Origin of the sequence: Pristimantibacillus sp. PTI5 (assembly GCF_048572955.1) — a bacterium.
GTDB lineage: Bacteria > Bacillota > Bacilli > Paenibacillales > Paenibacillaceae > Pristimantibacillus.
On record NZ_CP183886.1, the window covers coordinates 2,547,501 to 2,565,121 of the forward strand.

Sequence of the window (17,621 nt, forward strand, 5' to 3'; positions counted from 1 at the left end):
TCCGTCACGCGAACCAGCTCTTCCTGTACCTCTTCGATCGTATTCTGATAGGTGACATACGGGTTCACTTTAAATCGGTTATCCTTTAAAAACTGCTGCATCTCCCGATGATCCGCAAATGCAACGCCGTCTGCAAAGCCGACATTATAGAAGAAGGCGTTCAGCTTCCGCTCGGCCGTCACTTTTGGATTAAGATTGCGCAGCGCGCCTGCGGCTGCATTGCGGGCATTTTTGAGCGGCTCGGCCGCGGTCTCATTATACTTCGCCAGCACCGAAAGCTGCATGATGCCTTCCCCCTGAACCTCGACGATGCCGTCGTTAAACGGTATCGTAAGCGGAACCGAACGAATGGTGCGTACCTGCTGCAAAATGCCTTCCCCCACGGTTCCGTTTCCGCGAGTCGCCGCTTGAACCAGCTGTCCGTCCTCGTAAGTCAGGTTCAGCGTCAGTCCGTCAAACTTCAGCTCAACCACATAGGTCGGCTGGGGAAGCGGCTCTTCTTCAGGATGCTTCGCGTTATAGTCCGCTACAGCTTTAAGCAACCTCGCATTCCATGCAAGCAGATCCTCGGTATCCTGCGCCTTATCCAGGCTCCATAACCGGGCGCGGTGCTTATACGGCTCAAAGCCTTTGAGCAAGTCTGCGCCTACGCGCTGGGTCGGCGATTCTGGCAATACCATGCCGAGCTCCGCTTCGAGCGCGACGAGCTCGTCATAAAGCTTGTCATAATCAGCATCGTTTACGGTCGGGTCATCCAGCGTGTAGTAGCGGTAATTATGCTCTGTAATAATCGCAACAAGCTGTTGCATCCTCTCTAATTGAGCGTTCACGGAAGGCTCCTCCTTCTAATCGTACAAATTGACCAAGCCATCTTACACTTTCGTTATTGGCGCGAAGCCCGCAAGTAAACGCTTGATGCCGATCGGTGCCGGGAAGGCGATATTGAGCTCCATGTCCTTGCCGGTCCCTTTGACGGAAACGATGACGCCGATGCCCCATTTGCCATGCGACACTCTCTCGCCAGATGCAAATTCCCCAGGTGCCGATCCTCCTGCCGTAGCGCTGCCCTGCGCCGTTCGGGCTGCATCCTGCAGCGGAGTGCTTACTCGCACGCCGCCTCTGCCGCCCGCCGCTGCCGGACTTGCTCCTCCGAAGCCAGGGGAACGGCCGCCTGCACCGCTAGCCGGTGCGCGTCCCGGTACACCACGGCTACCTGCTGCCGCGCCCGTACCGCCCGTCACGCTAACGCCGCTGCTGCGTGCACCTGCGCGCGAGTAACCCCCGCTGCCGCTTGATGCGCCTTCTCTGACGCTCTCCGGTATTTCTTGCAAAAACCGTGAAGGGAGGTTGCTGCTCGTACGGCCGAATAAAGTCCGCATGCGCGCGCAGGTCAGGTACAACCGTTTCTCCGCGCGGGTAATGCCTACATAAGCGAGCCGGCGCTCCTCCTCCAGCTCTTCGTTATCAGCGAGCGCCCGGCTGTGCGGAAACACGCTTTCCTCCATTCCGATAATGAAGACAACAGGAAACTCAAGTCCCTTGGCGCTGTGCATCGTCATCAAAGTGATGGCATCCTTGTTCTTTTCCGCTTCTTCTTCGTCCTTGTTCAAGGAATCAATATCGGCAATGAGTGCCAAATCCGTCAAGAAGGCAACGAGCGTACGGTCTTCGTTCCGTTTCTCGAAATCCATGGTCACGGACAGGAACTCATCGATATTTTCGAGGCGCGCCTTCGATTCCAACGTATTCTCCTGATGCAGCTCAAGGCGGTACTGCGACAGCTCGAGCACCTTCTCTGTCAGCTCTGTCACCGATAAGTAATCAACCATACGGGTGAGATTGTCGATAATCTCATAAAACTCGCGCAGCAGCGTTCGCGTACGGCCGTTGACCTCTACTTCGCCTAAATCATTCAATACGCGGTAGATCGAGGTCCCTCTGCGCGCCGCTTCATCCGCGAGCTTGCCGACTGTGGTATCGCCGATCCCCCGCTTTGGCACATTAATGATACGCACCAGGCTGATATCGTCATCCGGATTCGAAACAAGCTTCAAATAACCGAGAATGTCTTTGATCTCTTTGCGGTCGTAGAACTTGATGCCCCCGACGATCTGGTAAGGGATATCCGATTTTATGAGTATTTCCTCTATAACCCGCGACTGCGCATTCGTACGATACAAAATGGCATGATCGGCAAATTTATGGCCTTTATTTATGTTTTTGCGAATTTCGCCCGTTACGAAGTAACCTTCATCATGCTCTGTATCCGCTTGATAAAGAGCGATTAGATCGCCGGCGCCTTGATCCGTCCAGAGCCTCTTCGGCTTCCGGCCGGTATTCAGCTTTATAACCGCATTCGCGGCATCCAGGATATTGGCGGTCGAGCGGTAATTCTGCTCCAGCATGATCGTCCGGGCTTCGGGATAATCGCCCTCAAAATTCAAAATGTTCGTAATATCCGCGCCCCGCCAGCGGTAAATGGATTGATCGCTGTCGCCGACTACGCAAATGTTGTGATGCTTATCCGCAAGCATCCGCGTCAGCATATATTGCGCTCTATTCGTATCCTGATACTCATCGACGTGAATGTAGCGGAACTTGTTCTGGTAAAACTCAAGCACCTCAGGCACGTCCTTGAACAATTGAATCGTCATCATAATAAGATCGTCAAAGTCCAGAGAGTTGTTGGCTCTCAGCTTTTTCTGGTATTTCGTGAATACCTGGGCAACGATGCCGTCAAAATAATCGCCGACTTTCTGCTCGAATTGCTCAGGCGAAATCAGTTCGTTTTTTGAACTGCTGATTGCGGCTTGAACCGCCTTCGGCTCAAATTTCTTCGTATCGATATTCATATCTTTCATGCAGCCGCGAATGACCGACAGCTGATCCGAGGAATCGAGTATCGAAAAGCTGGATGTAAAGCCGATCCGGTCGATATCTCTGCGCAGGATGCGCACGCACATCGAGTGAAAGGTGGATACCCATATATCCCGACCCGATGATCCAACGAGCGCGCTTACCCGATCCTGCATTTCGCGCGATGCTTTATTCGTAAAGGTGATAGCGAGAATACTCCATGGCGCTACACGCTTTTTTTCTATTAAGTAAGCAATTCGATGCGTCAGTACGCGCGTCTTGCCGCTGCCCGCTCCGGCCATGATCAATAGCGGCCCGTCAGTCGCTTGAACAGCTTCACGCTGCGGCGGATTCAGCTTCTGTACCGCTTGCTCGATGCTAATATAATTCAACATGCTCCGACTCCTTTGTTCGCATATGTTCGCCTCTCTTCAGTGTAGACAACGACCCTCCGCGTGTCAATTTGCAAACCCAAAAAAATACCGTCCAATTTCCGTCATAAACGGCCTGAAACGGAGTACTTTTCGTCCGTCTTTGCAAAGGATACGCTTATACAGAAAAATAGCGCCGCACTACATAAGAAACCGTTTCTTCTTATGCCGTGCAGCACCATTTTAAGCTCGCTGAATTTCTGAATTACACTAGTTGTTCCGAAAACCTACTTCGCCTGAAGGCTGCTGCTAACCGTCTCTTGTACGGCAGCGACCGTGGATAAGGCAGCCGCCAAATCGTTATATATGACATTTCCAACGACGACGGTATGAGCGACCTCCGCGGCTTGACGCGCTCTCTCCGCGTTATCAATGCCGCCGCCATAAAATATTTGCGCTTGAACAGCCGCCATTCTTGCCCGCTTCACCAGCTTCATATCGCCAAATTTACCGCTATACTCCAAATAAATTACCGGAAGCCTCATTAAGCGGTCGGCCATGCGCACATGCGCAATCAGCTCCGCTTCATCCAGATCCGTCTTCGCTTCGGTCAGCTTCGCCGCGGTGGCTTCCGCATTCAAAATAACGTATCCCTGCGCCGCCGTTTCTTCCCAAGGAACAAAATTTCCGTATTCCTTCAGCCCTTCGGTTTGCCAGCCCGTTATCCATTCCGCCCTGCCCGTGTTGAGAACGAGCGGTATAAAGTATCCGTCAAAGCCGGGAACCGCGCCATCCAAGGTAGAAACCTCAAGAGCGCAGTCTACCTCATACCTGCGGATACGCGCCATAAGATCAACTATATTTTCAAATGTAACGCCGCTGGAGCCGCCGACGATTACCGCATCGGTACCCGATGTACAGATGGCATCCAGCGTTTCATCGGATATTTCTCGATCCGGGTCGAGTTTAAATACATGCCTCCAGCCGGAAAACCAAGCACCATTCATGGATGATCACGCCTCGCTTTTTCACAAAAATCGAATGCCTCATAATTGCGTTATCCTACTATGCTATGCCAGGGCGAATATCGTGTCAAATCATAACGCTTAACCGCCTCGATCTACCTTCAAATAAAAAACCGTCCTCCCGAGAAAAAGAGAAGACGGTTGAAACTTACCTCCATGTGCTCGTTATTTAACGAGCTGTCCGCGCGTAACGCCAAGCTGGTTGATCGCCTTGAGGCTCCGCCATACTTGCGTACCGCTGATGCGGCCATCAAGCGCATCGCGATAGAGTCCTAGCACCTCAAGCACCTTCTCCGGCGTTTCTTCCAAAAACTCAACGCGGAAGTTGGAAACGCCCATGCTTACGAAATTACGGATATATTCGGCGCCCGATTGCTCGATCGCATTGTACACGGTATTGCGGCACCCTTCGTCAACGCGAACGGGATGCGCCATTCCGATGCGGTCCTGCAAGGACGCACGCTTCTCCTCGCATGGCCGGCCGCAGTTCGTGAAGTCGGTCCCTTCGCTCATAAAGGTGCAATACACGCAGTGCTCCGTGTGGAACATCGGCAAATGCTGATGGATGACCATTTCCAGCATCGATGTATCCGAGCTTTCAAGCAGATCGACCATCTGCTGGATGTTCAAATCGTAGGACGGGGTAATCAGATCAAGCCCGACCTCCGTGAACAGGTTAACCGCCTTATGGTTAGCCACATTCAGCGAGAAATCGCCGATCAGTTTAGGAAAAGGCTTATCCGGATTAGCTGCGCGGGCACGGAGGTAATAATAAAGAGCTCCCGTGTTCCGCACGAGCACCGCATCAGGCTGCAGCTTCAAAATATTCGCATGGTAGCCGTTCTCGCCCGGCATATGAATACGCGGGGTTGCCAGCGCGATCGGTTTGCCCGCTTCGCGAGCGGCAGCGATGGCTGCCGGAAATTGCTTAATAAATTCAAAATCGGCATATACGTATGCAACATCGGTTTTGACGGCTGCCTGCACCTGCTCCAAAGTACGGCACAACGCGATTAAATTCGCATCCTTGCCATTTTGCGGAGCCAGAATATCCTTCTTCGGCACGTCGGCACGCGCATCAACATGATTTTTCACATAGACCGGCGGCTTCGGCCGTTCGCCGGAAAGCAGCTCAACCGCTTCGCGGCGCAGCCGGTTCAGCTCACGGATCGGTACGATCAAATCGCCTTGCAGATCCACTTCCAGCTTTTCCAACTGATATACGGTACCACCTAGACGGCCCAATTGATCTTCGAGCAGCGCGGCATCCATTGGACGCTTCTGCGCCTGCTCCAGCTCCAGCTCCGTAACCACCTCGACGGTCGTTCCTTTTTGAACATCCGTCCACCAGGTTCGCATAGGCTGACCCAGCGCGCCGGTGACTCTTATATGAAGCGGAAATACGCGGTAAGGCTTTTCGGTTTCAAATGAAGCTCTCAGACGCTTGTCCAGCGCCGGATCGTTGGTTTTCCATACGCGGTCGCCGACATGCACTTTGCGCAGATCCACGTCATTACGGCCCGCTACCAGTTCGATCATTGTGCCTTCCTGCGCTTCGCCTTCGATTTTCACGCCTTGCCGGCGAATATCATAAACGCGGCCGCCCTCTTCCTTCTTCGTCGGGTCGCCTGCGTCAAACACAATGCCATCGCCGCGCTTCAAAGGCGCATCGATCCGCAGCGTAACCGCATCGCGCATTATGCGCTCCACGCGGCCGAGGTAGACGCCACGGCTTTTCGGGAACGTGCCCTCAACAAGCATCTTGTTGTTCGTTCCCGACAGGAAACCATGCGTGAAGCCGCGCGAGAAGCTTTGCTGCAGCTCACGCACGTCCTCCACCGACGGCTTCGACAAATCGCCGTCGAAATATTTATCGATCGCGCGCCGATACTTGCTCACGACATTCGCGACATACTCCGGACTTTTGAGACGTCCTTCTATTTTAAACGACTTAACGCCTGCTTGGATAAGCTCAGGCACGATATCGATGGCCGCCAAATCCTTCGGCGACAGCAAATAAGCGATGTCTCCCATCGGCTGAATCTCTCCGTCGACCATCAAATCATAAGGCAGCCGGCAAGCCTGCGCGCATTCGCCGCGGTTAGCCGAGCGTCCGCCCCACATCTCGGACGTCAAGCACTGACCCGAATACGATACGCATAACGCGCCGTGTACGAACACTTCCATCGGAAGCTTCGCCTGCTCGCCGATCGTGCGAATCTGCTTCAGGTTATTCTCCCGTCCAAGTACGACCCGTTCAATACCAAAGGGCTTCGTAAACTCGACAGCCTCGGGCGAGGTTATCGTCATTTGCGTGGAGCCGTGAATCGGAAAGTCCGGCGAGAGCTCGCGAATCAGCTTCACAAGGCCCAAATCCTGTACGATAACGGCATCCACGCCTGCATCGATACACATTTCTATCAGCTTCTGCGCATCTCTCAGCTCATCCTCAAACACAAGAATGTTGAACGTCAGAAAACCTTTTACCCCATACGTATGAAGAAAAGCCATAATTTCCGGCAGTTCCTCGCTGCGGAAGTTATTCGCGCGCGCGCGCGCATTAAACTTCTCCACGCCAAAAAATATCGCATCCGCGCCATTGGCGACAGCCGCTCTCATACAATCCCAATCGCCGGCCGGAGCCAGCAGCTCTATGTCCGATCTTACTATAGTATCTGTCATTTTAACGATCCATTCCTCTCATCCTTAACACCTGCTGTTATTATCTTAACAAACCTCGGACATCTATACCACTACACATTACTGGCACTAGCAGTTGGATAAACGGCAGCAGCACCGTTTCCGCACCGCTCAGAGCCGCTGGCAATAGAAAAAAAGACCGGTCACCCCATTAGGGAGACCAGTCTTTCCATTCGCATTCCTTAATTAAAGCGAATCGTTTGGGCTGTTTCATTGACGATCTTAAGGTTGCTTTCCGTAGCGTGAACATCATAAACCGCAAAGATAAACACCATTGATCCATTGTCCGTATTAAATATGTAATACGTCAGCGTATGCGGAATATCTCTCTCCGGCTTTGCAGCATGCAGAACCACTTTTTGTGCTGTTTTTCCGTTAATCGTCACTGTGGAGGACTCTTTAATGGTCACCCCTTGCGCAATGCTATCCGATGAATTCGCGTACTGTGCCAAGCCGGAAGCATAGGATGAAGCGTCAAACTCAGACTCGAAGATGACCATATCTCCCGCACTGTAATTATAGTACACTTCGTCTTTGTTAAAATTATTTTGCACGCCGTACCAGTACGCCGGAATATCGATTGAATAGCCGTACGTCGCACTGCGCTTCGTTACTCTTTTGCTCCGATCCACAAGATCGGATTCATCTTCTACCAAACCGAAATTTTTCTCGATGAAAGCCGTATCAATGTCAACGGTAGCAATCACCTGCTTGAATGCTGCGCTGCTCTTCGCGCTGGTTGAAGATAGGTAACCATAATCGAGCGAATAACGGTAGTTGCCCGAAATAAGCAATACCTCATTAAAAGTAAACCACACGTTGTTGCCAAAGGTATATTCATAGCTCAACGATATAGCCTTGCCGTCTTTAAGCTCTATAGGCGTCGTTACGAAGTTGCGCACATTCGAGCTTATGAAGTCTTCGCGTACACGCGCTTCTCTCCGGAAAGCCCAGTTTTCAAGCGTATCGCCTGCTGTCAGCGAGGACAGGTTAAACGAGAAAACATCGGTTTCGTTAACATACGTCGGAGTTGTGCTGTCTCTATCGCTGTACCAATCGGAAGGAAGCTTAACGGTAAATCCGTAATCGGCATCCTTAAAGGTGATAAATCCATCCTTCACCTTTGTAATATTTTTGATTGACTTATCTGCTTGATTAAAAGAAGGCGTGAAGCTGTTGAGGAGACCGGCATAGCTGTTCAACACCGACTTGTCCGTGCCTTTCAAACCGACAATGACGATAAAATAGATATCGTCTTTTTGAATGCCGCGGTACTCATAATACATTTTGGTTTCTTTTGTGTAGGTGATCTGTTTTTCGAAGACAAGTCCGTTTACGGTAATCGTCCGCTTGTCTACCGTAATTTCATCCTCATCATAATAGCTGTTAAGAAGATCGCGTTGTTCTTCGCTAGTCAGCGTATCGTCTCCGACATGCTCCGTAATCACGTTCACTTGAGCGGCTACTTTAGACGAATCCGCGGTATCCGCCCATTTAACGTAATCGCCGTTATCGCTTTGCAAAACCTGTACTAAACCGGCTGGGTAGTTCAATGACCAGCCATAGTAGCTGTCGCCGATTTTCGTTTTTCCGTAATCGGAATCGATGGATGTGCCGCCCGTTCCAGACGATTGTGCGCGTACGCCGATAATAACGGTTTCTTTTGTAGCGCTGTCCGCTGAAATTTTTGCGCCGAATGCTTCAACAATGACGCGAAGCGGAACCATTGTGGATCCTTTTACAACGACTGGGGCTACGGCAACGGCTTTCGCCGCGCCGTTTACTTTAACCGTTTTGCTGCCAAACGTTAAAACGACTTTGCGGTCATTATAGATAAGAGTGATGACATTGCCGTTTTCTAGTTTAAGCTCCGCGCCAAATGCATTCGTTATGACTTTCAACGGAACCATCGTTGTGCCGCTGCTTACAAAAGGGGCTTCAACCGTAGAGGATGCGCCGTTTATTTTGACCGTTTTGCTGCCCGCCTTCAAACGAACCTCGACCTGCGTGCCCGCATCTGCCGCGAACGCCGCTGCCGGCAGCAGCGATAGAACCAGCAATGCCGGCAATAGCAGCATAATCATTCTTCGAATTACATTTAATTTCATCTTTTAATATCTCCCTATTATCATATAAGTGCAGTAAACCTGATCTTGCTTTTTGATATTAACCCTCAGCCAACGTCAGCTTCCTTGTCACGAGATCGCCGTCGATTTGCAGCATGACTTCCACCTGCTGGCCAGGCAAATAGCTTTTTAAAAGTTCATTCAACTCAACGATAGTCGAGACTTGCTTACCTGCAACCTTATAAAGCAAATCGCCGTTTTGAATGCCTGCTTTTTGGGCCGCAGCCGAGGTTACGGTTTTGACGGTCAACGGATCAGAGGTTGGAATGCCGATAAGCGCAGACCAGCTTTCCTCCAGCTCTAGCCCGAGCGAGGCGCGTTTGACATGGCCATATTTGAAGAAATGATTGGTCACGTATTGAACCGTATCCGCCGGAATGGAGAAGCCCAGATTATCGACGCCTATCTCTACGAACTTCAGCGAGTTAATGCCGATGACCTCGCCCTTCATGTTCACGAGCGGTCCGCCGCTGTTTCCCGGGTTAATCGCCGCATCCGTTTGAAGCAGATTGTAGGCAGACGACACACTGCGGTTCATGCCGCTCAAAATTCCGCTTGTTGCGGTGTTCCGGAGCGAGAACGATACCGGTGTTCCGATTGCCACAACCGTTTCGCCAGCCTGCACCTTAAGCGGGGATGCCGCAAGTTTCGCTATGGGGAGCTTTGAAGCTTTGATCTTCACCAATGCCAGGTCGCTCGCCTCATCGTGATGCGTCCTTACGGCATCGTACTTCTTGCCGTCCGCCGTAACGACGACCAAATTGGTCATATCCTCCACGACATGCGCATTGGTTACGATCCAGCCATCCGCACGAATAATAACGCCCGTTCCATGAGCCAGCGCGTATCTTGGATCCGCGGATCCGATATCCGTCGGTTTACCAATAATCGCAACGACTGACGGAGACACTTTCTTTACGACTGACGGAATATCGGTCGGAGTGTATGCGTAGGTGTTGGTCTTGGAATCAAAGGTTCCGGTTCCGCCAAGCGCGCTTGTGAGCGAGCTTGCCTTGACGTAAACCTCGCCATTGATTTTTTTTGCATTCAGTACATGGGTCGACGCCGTGTTCGTGCTTGCTGCCCAAGCCGTACCGGCAGTGACCATCGCTCCCAGCATAATGATACTTCCTATGCGGAGCATTCTGCTCTTCATGAATTCCCTCTCCTCTTAACGCTACTCTTATGCGTCGAATCTATTTCTAGTAAATTGTCAGTATTCCAAATATAGTAATCAGACTGTAATGTAGCATATATTCCCAAAAATCACAATGAAAATTAGTAGATTTTATAGTGCATAAGCAACATGAAAATATACCTTAAGTCCCGCAATATGCTAGTTTTGCTTTGTTATTATGCGATTTTGTCAAATTTGGTTTCGGTTATGTGTTCTCATTACAGAAGTGGTATACTATGTGGGACTACTAAATCAATCCATTTGATGGATTCGGGAGGTAAAGGAATAAATGAAATTAGGAGTATTTAGCGTTCTTTTTGCACAAAAGCCGTTCGAGGAAGCGCTCGATTATATCGCCTCCAAAGGGCTCGACGCCATCGAAATCGGAACGGGCGGTTACCCGGGAGACGCACATTGCGATCTTGACGGATTGCTTGCTGACGAGGGAAAACTGAAAGCGTTTAAGCATGCGGTAGAATCGCGTGGATTGATGATTAGCGCACTTAGCTGCCATGCCAATCCGCTGCATCCGCAAAAGGCGATTTCGACGGAGCATGACGAAGTTATTCGTAAAACGATCGAGCTTGCTAACCGTCTTGAAGTATCGGTCGTCAATACTTTCTCTGGTTGCCCTGGCGATCATGAGGATGCTAAATATCCAAACTGGCCGGTTGCTCCATGGCCGAACGATTTCCAAGATATTTTGAAATGGCAATGGGAAGCAAAAGTTATTCCTTATTGGTCTGAGATCGGCAAGCTCGCTACGGCAAGCGGCATAAAAATCGGTCTTGAGCTGCATGGCGGCTTCTCCGTACACAGTCCGGCTACCCTTCTTCGTCTACGCGAAGCGGCTGGAAATGCAATCGGAGCTAACCTGGATCCGAGCCACATGTGGTGGCAGGGCATTGATCCGGTACAAGCCGTACATATCCTCGGACGCGCAGGAGCCATTCACCATTTCCACGCGAAAGATACAACGATTGACCCAATCAACGTCAACCATCACGGCGTGACGGATATGCAATCCTACGCATTGATGCTGGACCGCGCTTGGCAGTTCCGCACTGTCGGTTATGGCCATGACTTAAAAACATGGGCAGACATCCTTAGCGCTCTTCGTCTTGTCGGCTACGACTATGTCGTCAGCATCGAGCATGAGGACGGCTTGATGTCGGTTGACGAAGGCTTCACGAAAGCTGTTCAAAATCTACAACAAATCCTTATCCGCGAGCCGCTTGGCGAGATGTGGTGGGTTTAATCTCTCTCCTATTTTTGACATAGAAAAAAGGTCTGCCAGACTTGTCCGGCAGACCTTTTTTTATGCGAAATGCTAAGCTAACCAAACCTTAGTGATCATGATGAAATCGATCAACAAGAACAATGCGAGTGATACGGCCGTAAATCCAATCGCGAAAATGTTTTTCTTCGGACGTGTGTTCAAAAGACGAAACAAACCGATTGCGATCAATACGGTAAATGCAAGCATAAACCAATCGAAAGTACCAATTTTACTTGCAGTATGAGCTGCTTCTGCTGCTAAAAACATGAAGGGGCCTCCTTTTTTTCGCACGTAACCTATATTACTATATGTTAGCTTTTTGTGGCTTCTGATGCAAGTCTGAATCGGGATTCGTAACAACTTTGTCACGAATTCAAAAAATATTTTCTCCTTCTCAATGCCCGGCTTCTCTGCGTTATGCCGCACTTATAAATTGTCCATCTCTTCCATAATCTATAACTGCGCGTATTCACGAAATGCAATTGCCCCCGGCGGGTTCAGTTCTAGGCTCATTTCATTACGAATGACTGCATAACTTCCTGTGTGTAATTATATCTAAATGATACCCTCCAGCTCCATTCACTTAACTATTTCACCACAATCAATTTTCATAAATACGCTGATATTAAAGTAATTCACGCACTTTACATTTTATTTTTTTGTTCATTTACAACCTGATATGCCATACATTTTCATAGTGCTTACAGATACGAAAAATAAAACAGCAGACAAGGCTTTCCAGTCTGCTGTTTCCGTATTATTCTGCCGAAGCAGCAACCTTCTGCTTCTCTTTATGTTGAGCAGCCGTGCGTGCACGGTCGCGCTCCAGAATTGGCTTCAAATACTTGCCTGTATACGACTTCTCTACCTTAATCACCTGCTCCGGTGTGCCCGTTGCCACGATCAAACCGCCGCCGCTGCCGCCCTCCGGCCCTAGGTCAATGAGGTAGTCCGCTGTTTTGATGACATCCAGGTTATGTTCGATAACGAGCACCGACTCTCCTGAATCAACCAAACGATGCAGAACGGTCAACAGTCTGTCGATATCATGTACATGCAAACCTGTAGTCGGCTCATCCAAAATGTAGAGCGTTTTGCCCGTTGAACGACGATAGAGCTCTGCGGCTAATTTCACCCGCTGCGCCTCGCCTCCGGATAACGTCGTTGCAGGTTGACCGAGCTTCATGTAGCCAAGGCCAACATCCAGCAAGGTTTGTACCTTACGGTGAATACGTGGAATATTCTCAAAGAAGGAGCAGCCGTCCTCGATCGTCATTTCCAGCACTTCCGCAATGTTCTTGCCTTTGTATTTCACTTCAAGCGTCTCGCGGTTGTAGCGCTTGCCTTTGCAAATTTCACAAGGGACATACACATCGGGCAGGAAATGCATCTCGATTTTGATGATTCCATCGCCGCGGCAAGCTTCACAGCGTCCGCCTTTAACGTTAAAGCTAAACCGGCCTTTCTTGTAACCGCGAACCTTTGATTCCGTCGTAGTCGCGTACAAATCACGGATGTCATCAAACACGCCGGTATAGGTAGCGGGGTTCGATCTTGGCGTTCTGCCAATTGGCGATTGGTCAATGTCGATAACCTTCTCCAAATGCTCAATGCCGCGCATCTCTTTGTATTGACCTGGCCGTGTCTTTGCTTTGTTTAGGTCGCGGGCCAGTGTCTTATATAGAATTTCGTTTACGAAGGTCGATTTTCCTGAGCCTGAAACACCCGTGACCGCCGAGAATACGCCGAGTGGAATTTTCACGTTGACGTTTCTAAGGTTATTTTCCTTCGCCCCGCGAACCTCTAACCATTTTTCGTTCGTCTTCCGCCGCTCAGCAGGCACCTCAATGAACTTGCGTCCGCTCAAGTATTGTCCGGTTAACGAGTTTTCATTCGCCATCACTTCCTCAGGCGTTCCTTCGGCAATGACCATACCGCCGTGAATACCTGCTCCGGGCCCGATATCAATAATATAGTCGGCTGCGAGCATCGTATCCTCGTCATGCTCGACGACTATGAGCGTATTGCCTAAGTTGCGCATATGCTCAAGCGTCTCGATCAATCGGTCGTTATCACGCTGATGAAGGCCGATACTCGGCTCGTCCAAGATATAGAGAACCCCCATCAAGCTGGAACCGATTTGTGTCGCCAACCGGATCCGCTGCGCTTCGCCGCCTGACAGCGTTCCCGCCGCACGGCTTAACGATAAATATTCAAGCCCGACATTAACAAGAAACCCTAAACGGCTGTTGATCTCCTTCAAAATAAGACTCGCGATCGCCAGCTCCTTCTGCGAAAGCTTCAGCGAATCGAAATAACGCTGCGCATCCCCGATGGAGAAAGAGGTAACTTCAGATATATTTCGGGTATGGATCGTAACGGCCAAGCTCTCCTTGCGAAGCCGCTGTCCCTTACAGCCTGCACACGGCTTGGCGCTCATGTAGTTCTCAATATGCTCGCGCATCATATCCGATGCGGTATCCCTATAGCGGCGCTCCAAATTATGAACGATACCTTCGAATGGCACATACGCTTCTTTCCGATGGCCAAAATCGTTCTCGTATAGGAAGCGCACACGCTCTCCGCCGGTTCCGTAAAGCAGCTTCTTCATTTGCTCAGGCTCAAGCTCGGATACCGGTACATCCTGCCGGATGCCGTAATGCACGCAAACCGCGCTCAGAAACTGCGGATAATAGTTCGAGGTGCTGCCTGCCCATGCCAGAAAAGCGGCATCTTCGATCGATTTGCTGCTATCCGGCACGAGCAAATCCGGATCCACGATCATTTTGACGCCTAAACCGTCGCAATCCGGGCATGCGCCGTAAGGACTGTTAAAGGAGAACATGCGCGGCTCCAGCTCATCGATGCTAAAACCGCACTCCGGACAAGCGAGATTGGAGCTGAAGAGCAGCTCCTCTTGCTCCATTATGTCAACGAGTACGCGTCCTTCGGACAATTTAAGCGCCGTTTCCAGAGAATCGGCCAGCCTCGTTTGAATATCCGACTTCACTACAATGCGGTCAACAACGACCTCTATGCTATGTTTTTTATTTTTCTCCAGCTCAATTTTCTCGCTAAGCTCACGGAGCTCGCCATTCACGCGTACCCGAACGAAGCCTTGCTTCTGAATATCAGCCAGCAGCTTCGTATGCTCACCCTTGCGCCCTGAAATAAGAGGAGCCAAAATTTGAAGCTTCGTCTTCTCCGGATACTCCATGATCCGGTCGACCATCTGTTCAACGGTCTGCGATGTAATTTCTATTCCATGCTCCGGGCAATGCGGCTTGCCGATACGCGCAAACAGCAGCCGCAAATAGTCGTAAATTTCCGTTACCGTTCCGACAGTGGAACGCGGATTCCGGCTCGTCGTCTTCTGGTCAATGGAAATGGCCGGAGAAAGTCCTTCGATCGAATCAACATCCGGCTTTTCCATTTGTCCGAGGAATTGACGCGCGTAGGCGGATAAGGATTCCACGTAGCGGCGCTGCCCTTCCGCATAGATCGTATCGAATGCGAGCGAGGATTTCCCCGAACCGCTTAAACCCGTCAGTACCACAAACTTATCGCGCGGTATCGTGACGTCAATATTTTTGAGATTGTGGGCGCGTGCGCCCTTAATAACTATTTTATCGCTAGCCAATCGTTTCTCCTCCTACTTAGCCCATCTCGGCTCGCAGCTCAAGCAGCGCATCCCGAAGCTCCGCCGCGCGTTCGAACTGCAGATTTTTCGCTGCATCTTTCATTTCCGCCTCCAGCCTTTGAAGAAGCGCCAGACGTTCCTTCTTGTTCATCTTGCCCGCACCGGCCCCGGTCAAGTAATCGGCCTTCTGCTCCGCAACCTTCGTCGCTTCAATGACGTCATGCACTTTCTTGCGTATCGTTTGCGGCGTAACGCCATGCTTCTCGTTATAGGCAAGCTGTATCGTGCGGCGGCGTTCCGTTTCTTTTATCGCGCGGTCCATGGAATCGGTTATTTTATCGCCGTACATAATAACCCGGCCCTCGCTGTTCCTCGCCGCGCGGCCGATCGTTTGAATAAGCGCGCGGTCGGACCGCAGAAACCCTTCTTTGTCCGCATCGAGGATCGTAACCAGCGACACCTCCGGCAAATCCAAGCCTTCGCGGAGCAAGTTGATTCCAATGAGCACATGGAATACGCCAAGCCTGAGATCCCGCAAAATAGCCAAGCGCTCCAGCGTCTTTATATCGGAATGGAGATATCTTACCTTAATGCCTATCTCCTTCATATAATCGGTCAAATCCTCCGACATCTTCTTGGTCAGTGTCGTGACCAGCACCCGCTCATCCTTCGATATCCGGTCACGGATTTCGTTCAAGAGGTCATCGATCTGTCCTTTTGTCGGGCGAACGTCTATGATCGGATCAATCAGACCCGTAGGCCGTATGATTTGCTCGATCATTTTGTCAGTATGTTCAATCTCGTATGGGCCCGGCGTTGCAGATACATAAACCAACTGCTTCGCCTTCGCCTCAAATTCCTCGAAACGGAGAGGCCGGTTATCCATCGCTGACGGAAGCCTGAAGCCATGATTGACAAGCATCTCTTTCCTGGCGCGGTCACCGTTGTACATGGCGCGGATTTGCGGCAGGGAGACATGCGATTCATCGATGACGATAACCATGTCGTCAGGAAAATAATCCAGCAGCGTGTAAGGCGTCGCTCCCCGCTCCCTAAACGTAAGCGGTCCGGAATAGTTCTCGATACCCGAGCAAAAGCCCATTTCCGCCATCATTTCCAAATCGTATCGCGTCCGCTGCTCCAGCCTTTGTGCTTCCAGCAGCTTGCCTGCCTCGCGCAGCTCGGTTAAACGCTCCTCAAGCTCTCTCTCAATGTTAACGAGCGCTACCTTCATCGTTTCTTCTTGCGTTACGAAGTGAGACGCCGGAAAGATCGCAATATGTTCGCGTTCGCCTACAATTTCACCCGTCAGCACATCAATCTCCGATATCCGTTCGATTTCGTCTCCGAACAGTTCCACGCGGATGGCCCGTTCATTATTGGACACGGGGAAAATCTCGACGATATCGCCGCGGACGCGAAACGTTCCCCGCGTAAAGCTGATATCGTTGCGTTGGTACTGGATGTCGACCAGTTTGTGCAAAATGACATCGCGCGGCTTCTCCATCCCTACACGGAGCGAGAACACCAGGCCTCCGTATTCCGTCGGCGATCCGAGACCGTAAATACAGGACACGCTGGCTACAATGATAACGTCGCGGCGTTCGAACAGAGAGCTCGTCGCTGAATGCCGCAGCTTATCGATCTCATCGTTGATGCTTGAATCCTTCTCGATGAAAGTATCGGTTGAAGGGATGTAAGCTTCCGGCTGATAGTAATCATAATAGCTCACGAAATATTCTACCGCGTTATCCGGAAAAAAAGTTTTAAACTCGCTGCACAGCTGAGCAGCAAGCGTCTTATTATGCGCAATGACGAGCGTTGGCCGATTTAGTTTCTCGATCATGTTTGCAACCGTGTATGTCTTGCCTGTACCCGTTGCGCCGAGCAGTGTCTGGTGCCTCTTGCCGGCCTTTATTCCTTCCAAAAGCTGCTCGATCGCTTTCGGCTGGTCCCCTTGCGGCGTATAATCCGACTTTAGCTCAAACAGCTTCGTTTCCTTAGTAAGCTCACTCACGCCTAACCTCCACCCCCGTCGTTCAAATATTATTATCTTAACAGTATAGTCAATTATAGGAATTTCATTTCATATGACAATTCAAAATAAGAATGTTTGTTCCCGTATATTATACCGTTATCTGTCAAGCGGCGCAATGTTCTGAATTCAAAAAAAAATACGCTCAGCTGAATCCTTATCCGATTCCCGCTGAGGTATTTCCCGTCGAAGACCCGCGCCTAAACCAAGCCTACACTCGATTGCCGTTCCTTGCCGATTCTTCGAGATTGACGTTGAGGTTCCACAAGGCGGTATTAACGTTACCCCTTCGATTCCTACCCTTCCAAAAACGGGGGAGCCAAGCTACCTGCTCATGCAGCTTTTAGGCCTAAGCTTACTCATACTGGGAGTTGCACTTCGTTTCAAACGCAAGAAAGCTTAAAAAAACAGA

At 50.5% G+C, this 17,621-nt stretch carries 11 protein-coding genes (1 of these 11 only partly in view); 2 read left to right on the forward strand and 9 right to left on the reverse strand.

Features of this window, described 5'->3' with window-relative positions; translation table 11 throughout:
* From ligA to ACN6MW_RS11475, 6 genes are all read right to left on the reverse strand, one after another.
* Positions 1-809: the beginning of an NAD-dependent DNA ligase LigA gene (ligA, locus tag ACN6MW_RS11450; protein WP_419876327.1), read on the reverse strand. Its footprint begins 1,195 nt before the window's first position; the window shows 809 of its 2,004 coding nt (coding positions 1-809); it begins with the start codon at positions 807-809; the stop codon falls past the left edge of the window.
* A 63-nt stretch (positions 810-872) separates the two neighbouring features.
* Entirely contained in the window at positions 873-3,251 is a 2,379-nt protein-coding gene (gene pcrA, locus ACN6MW_RS11455) for a DNA helicase PcrA (protein WP_419875529.1), read from the reverse strand.
* A gap of 263 nt (positions 3,252-3,514) precedes the next feature.
* Entirely contained in the window at positions 3,515-4,234 is a 720-nt protein-coding gene (locus ACN6MW_RS11460) for a heptaprenylglyceryl phosphate synthase (protein WP_419875530.1), read from the reverse strand.
* A gap of 183 nt (positions 4,235-4,417) precedes the next feature.
* Positions 4,418-6,934 carry a DUF3656 domain-containing U32 family peptidase gene (locus ACN6MW_RS11465; RefSeq protein ID WP_419875531.1) on the reverse strand — a complete coding sequence of 839 codons (2,517 nt, stop codon included), beginning with the start codon at positions 6,932-6,934 and terminating at the stop codon, positions 4,418-4,420.
* A gap of 200 nt (positions 6,935-7,134) precedes the next feature.
* Positions 7,135-9,060 (reverse strand): copper amine oxidase N-terminal domain-containing protein, encoded by a 1,926-nt coding sequence (locus ACN6MW_RS11470; RefSeq protein WP_419875532.1) that lies wholly within the window; start codon positions 9,058-9,060, stop codon positions 7,135-7,137.
* A 58-nt stretch (positions 9,061-9,118) separates the two neighbouring features.
* Entirely contained in the window at positions 9,119-10,234 is a 1,116-nt protein-coding gene (locus ACN6MW_RS11475; protein WP_419875533.1) for a S1C family serine protease, read from the reverse strand.
* Positions 10,235-10,544: 310 nt separating this feature from the next.
* Here ACN6MW_RS11475 and ACN6MW_RS11480 point away from each other — a divergent pair, with 310 nt between their 5' ends.
* Positions 10,545-11,513, forward strand: a complete 969-nt coding sequence (locus ACN6MW_RS11480; RefSeq protein ID WP_364151590.1) for a sugar phosphate isomerase/epimerase family protein — start codon at positions 10,545-10,547, stop codon at positions 11,511-11,513.
* A gap of 72 nt (positions 11,514-11,585) precedes the next feature.
* Here ACN6MW_RS11480 and ACN6MW_RS11485 read toward each other — a convergent pair whose 3' ends face one another.
* From ACN6MW_RS11485 to uvrB, 3 genes are all read right to left on the reverse strand, one after another.
* Complete coding sequence (locus ACN6MW_RS11485; RefSeq protein WP_364151592.1) at positions 11,586-11,801, reverse strand: hypothetical protein; 216 nt, start codon at positions 11,799-11,801, stop codon at positions 11,586-11,588.
* 490 nt (positions 11,802-12,291) lie between these two features.
* Complete coding sequence (gene uvrA / locus ACN6MW_RS11490) at positions 12,292-15,174, reverse strand: excinuclease ABC subunit UvrA (RefSeq protein ID WP_419875534.1); 2,883 nt, start codon at positions 15,172-15,174, stop codon at positions 12,292-12,294.
* Between the two features lie 16 nt (positions 15,175-15,190).
* Entirely contained in the window at positions 15,191-17,191 is a 2,001-nt protein-coding gene (uvrB, locus tag ACN6MW_RS11495) for an excinuclease ABC subunit UvrB (protein WP_419875535.1), read from the reverse strand.
* A gap of 352 nt (positions 17,192-17,543) precedes the next feature.
* Here uvrB and ACN6MW_RS11500 point away from each other — a divergent pair, with 352 nt between their 5' ends.
* Positions 17,544-17,612, forward strand: a complete 69-nt coding sequence (locus tag ACN6MW_RS11500; protein ID WP_419876328.1) for a hypothetical protein — start codon at positions 17,544-17,546, stop codon at positions 17,610-17,612.
* Positions 17,613-17,621: the final 9 nt, after the last annotated feature.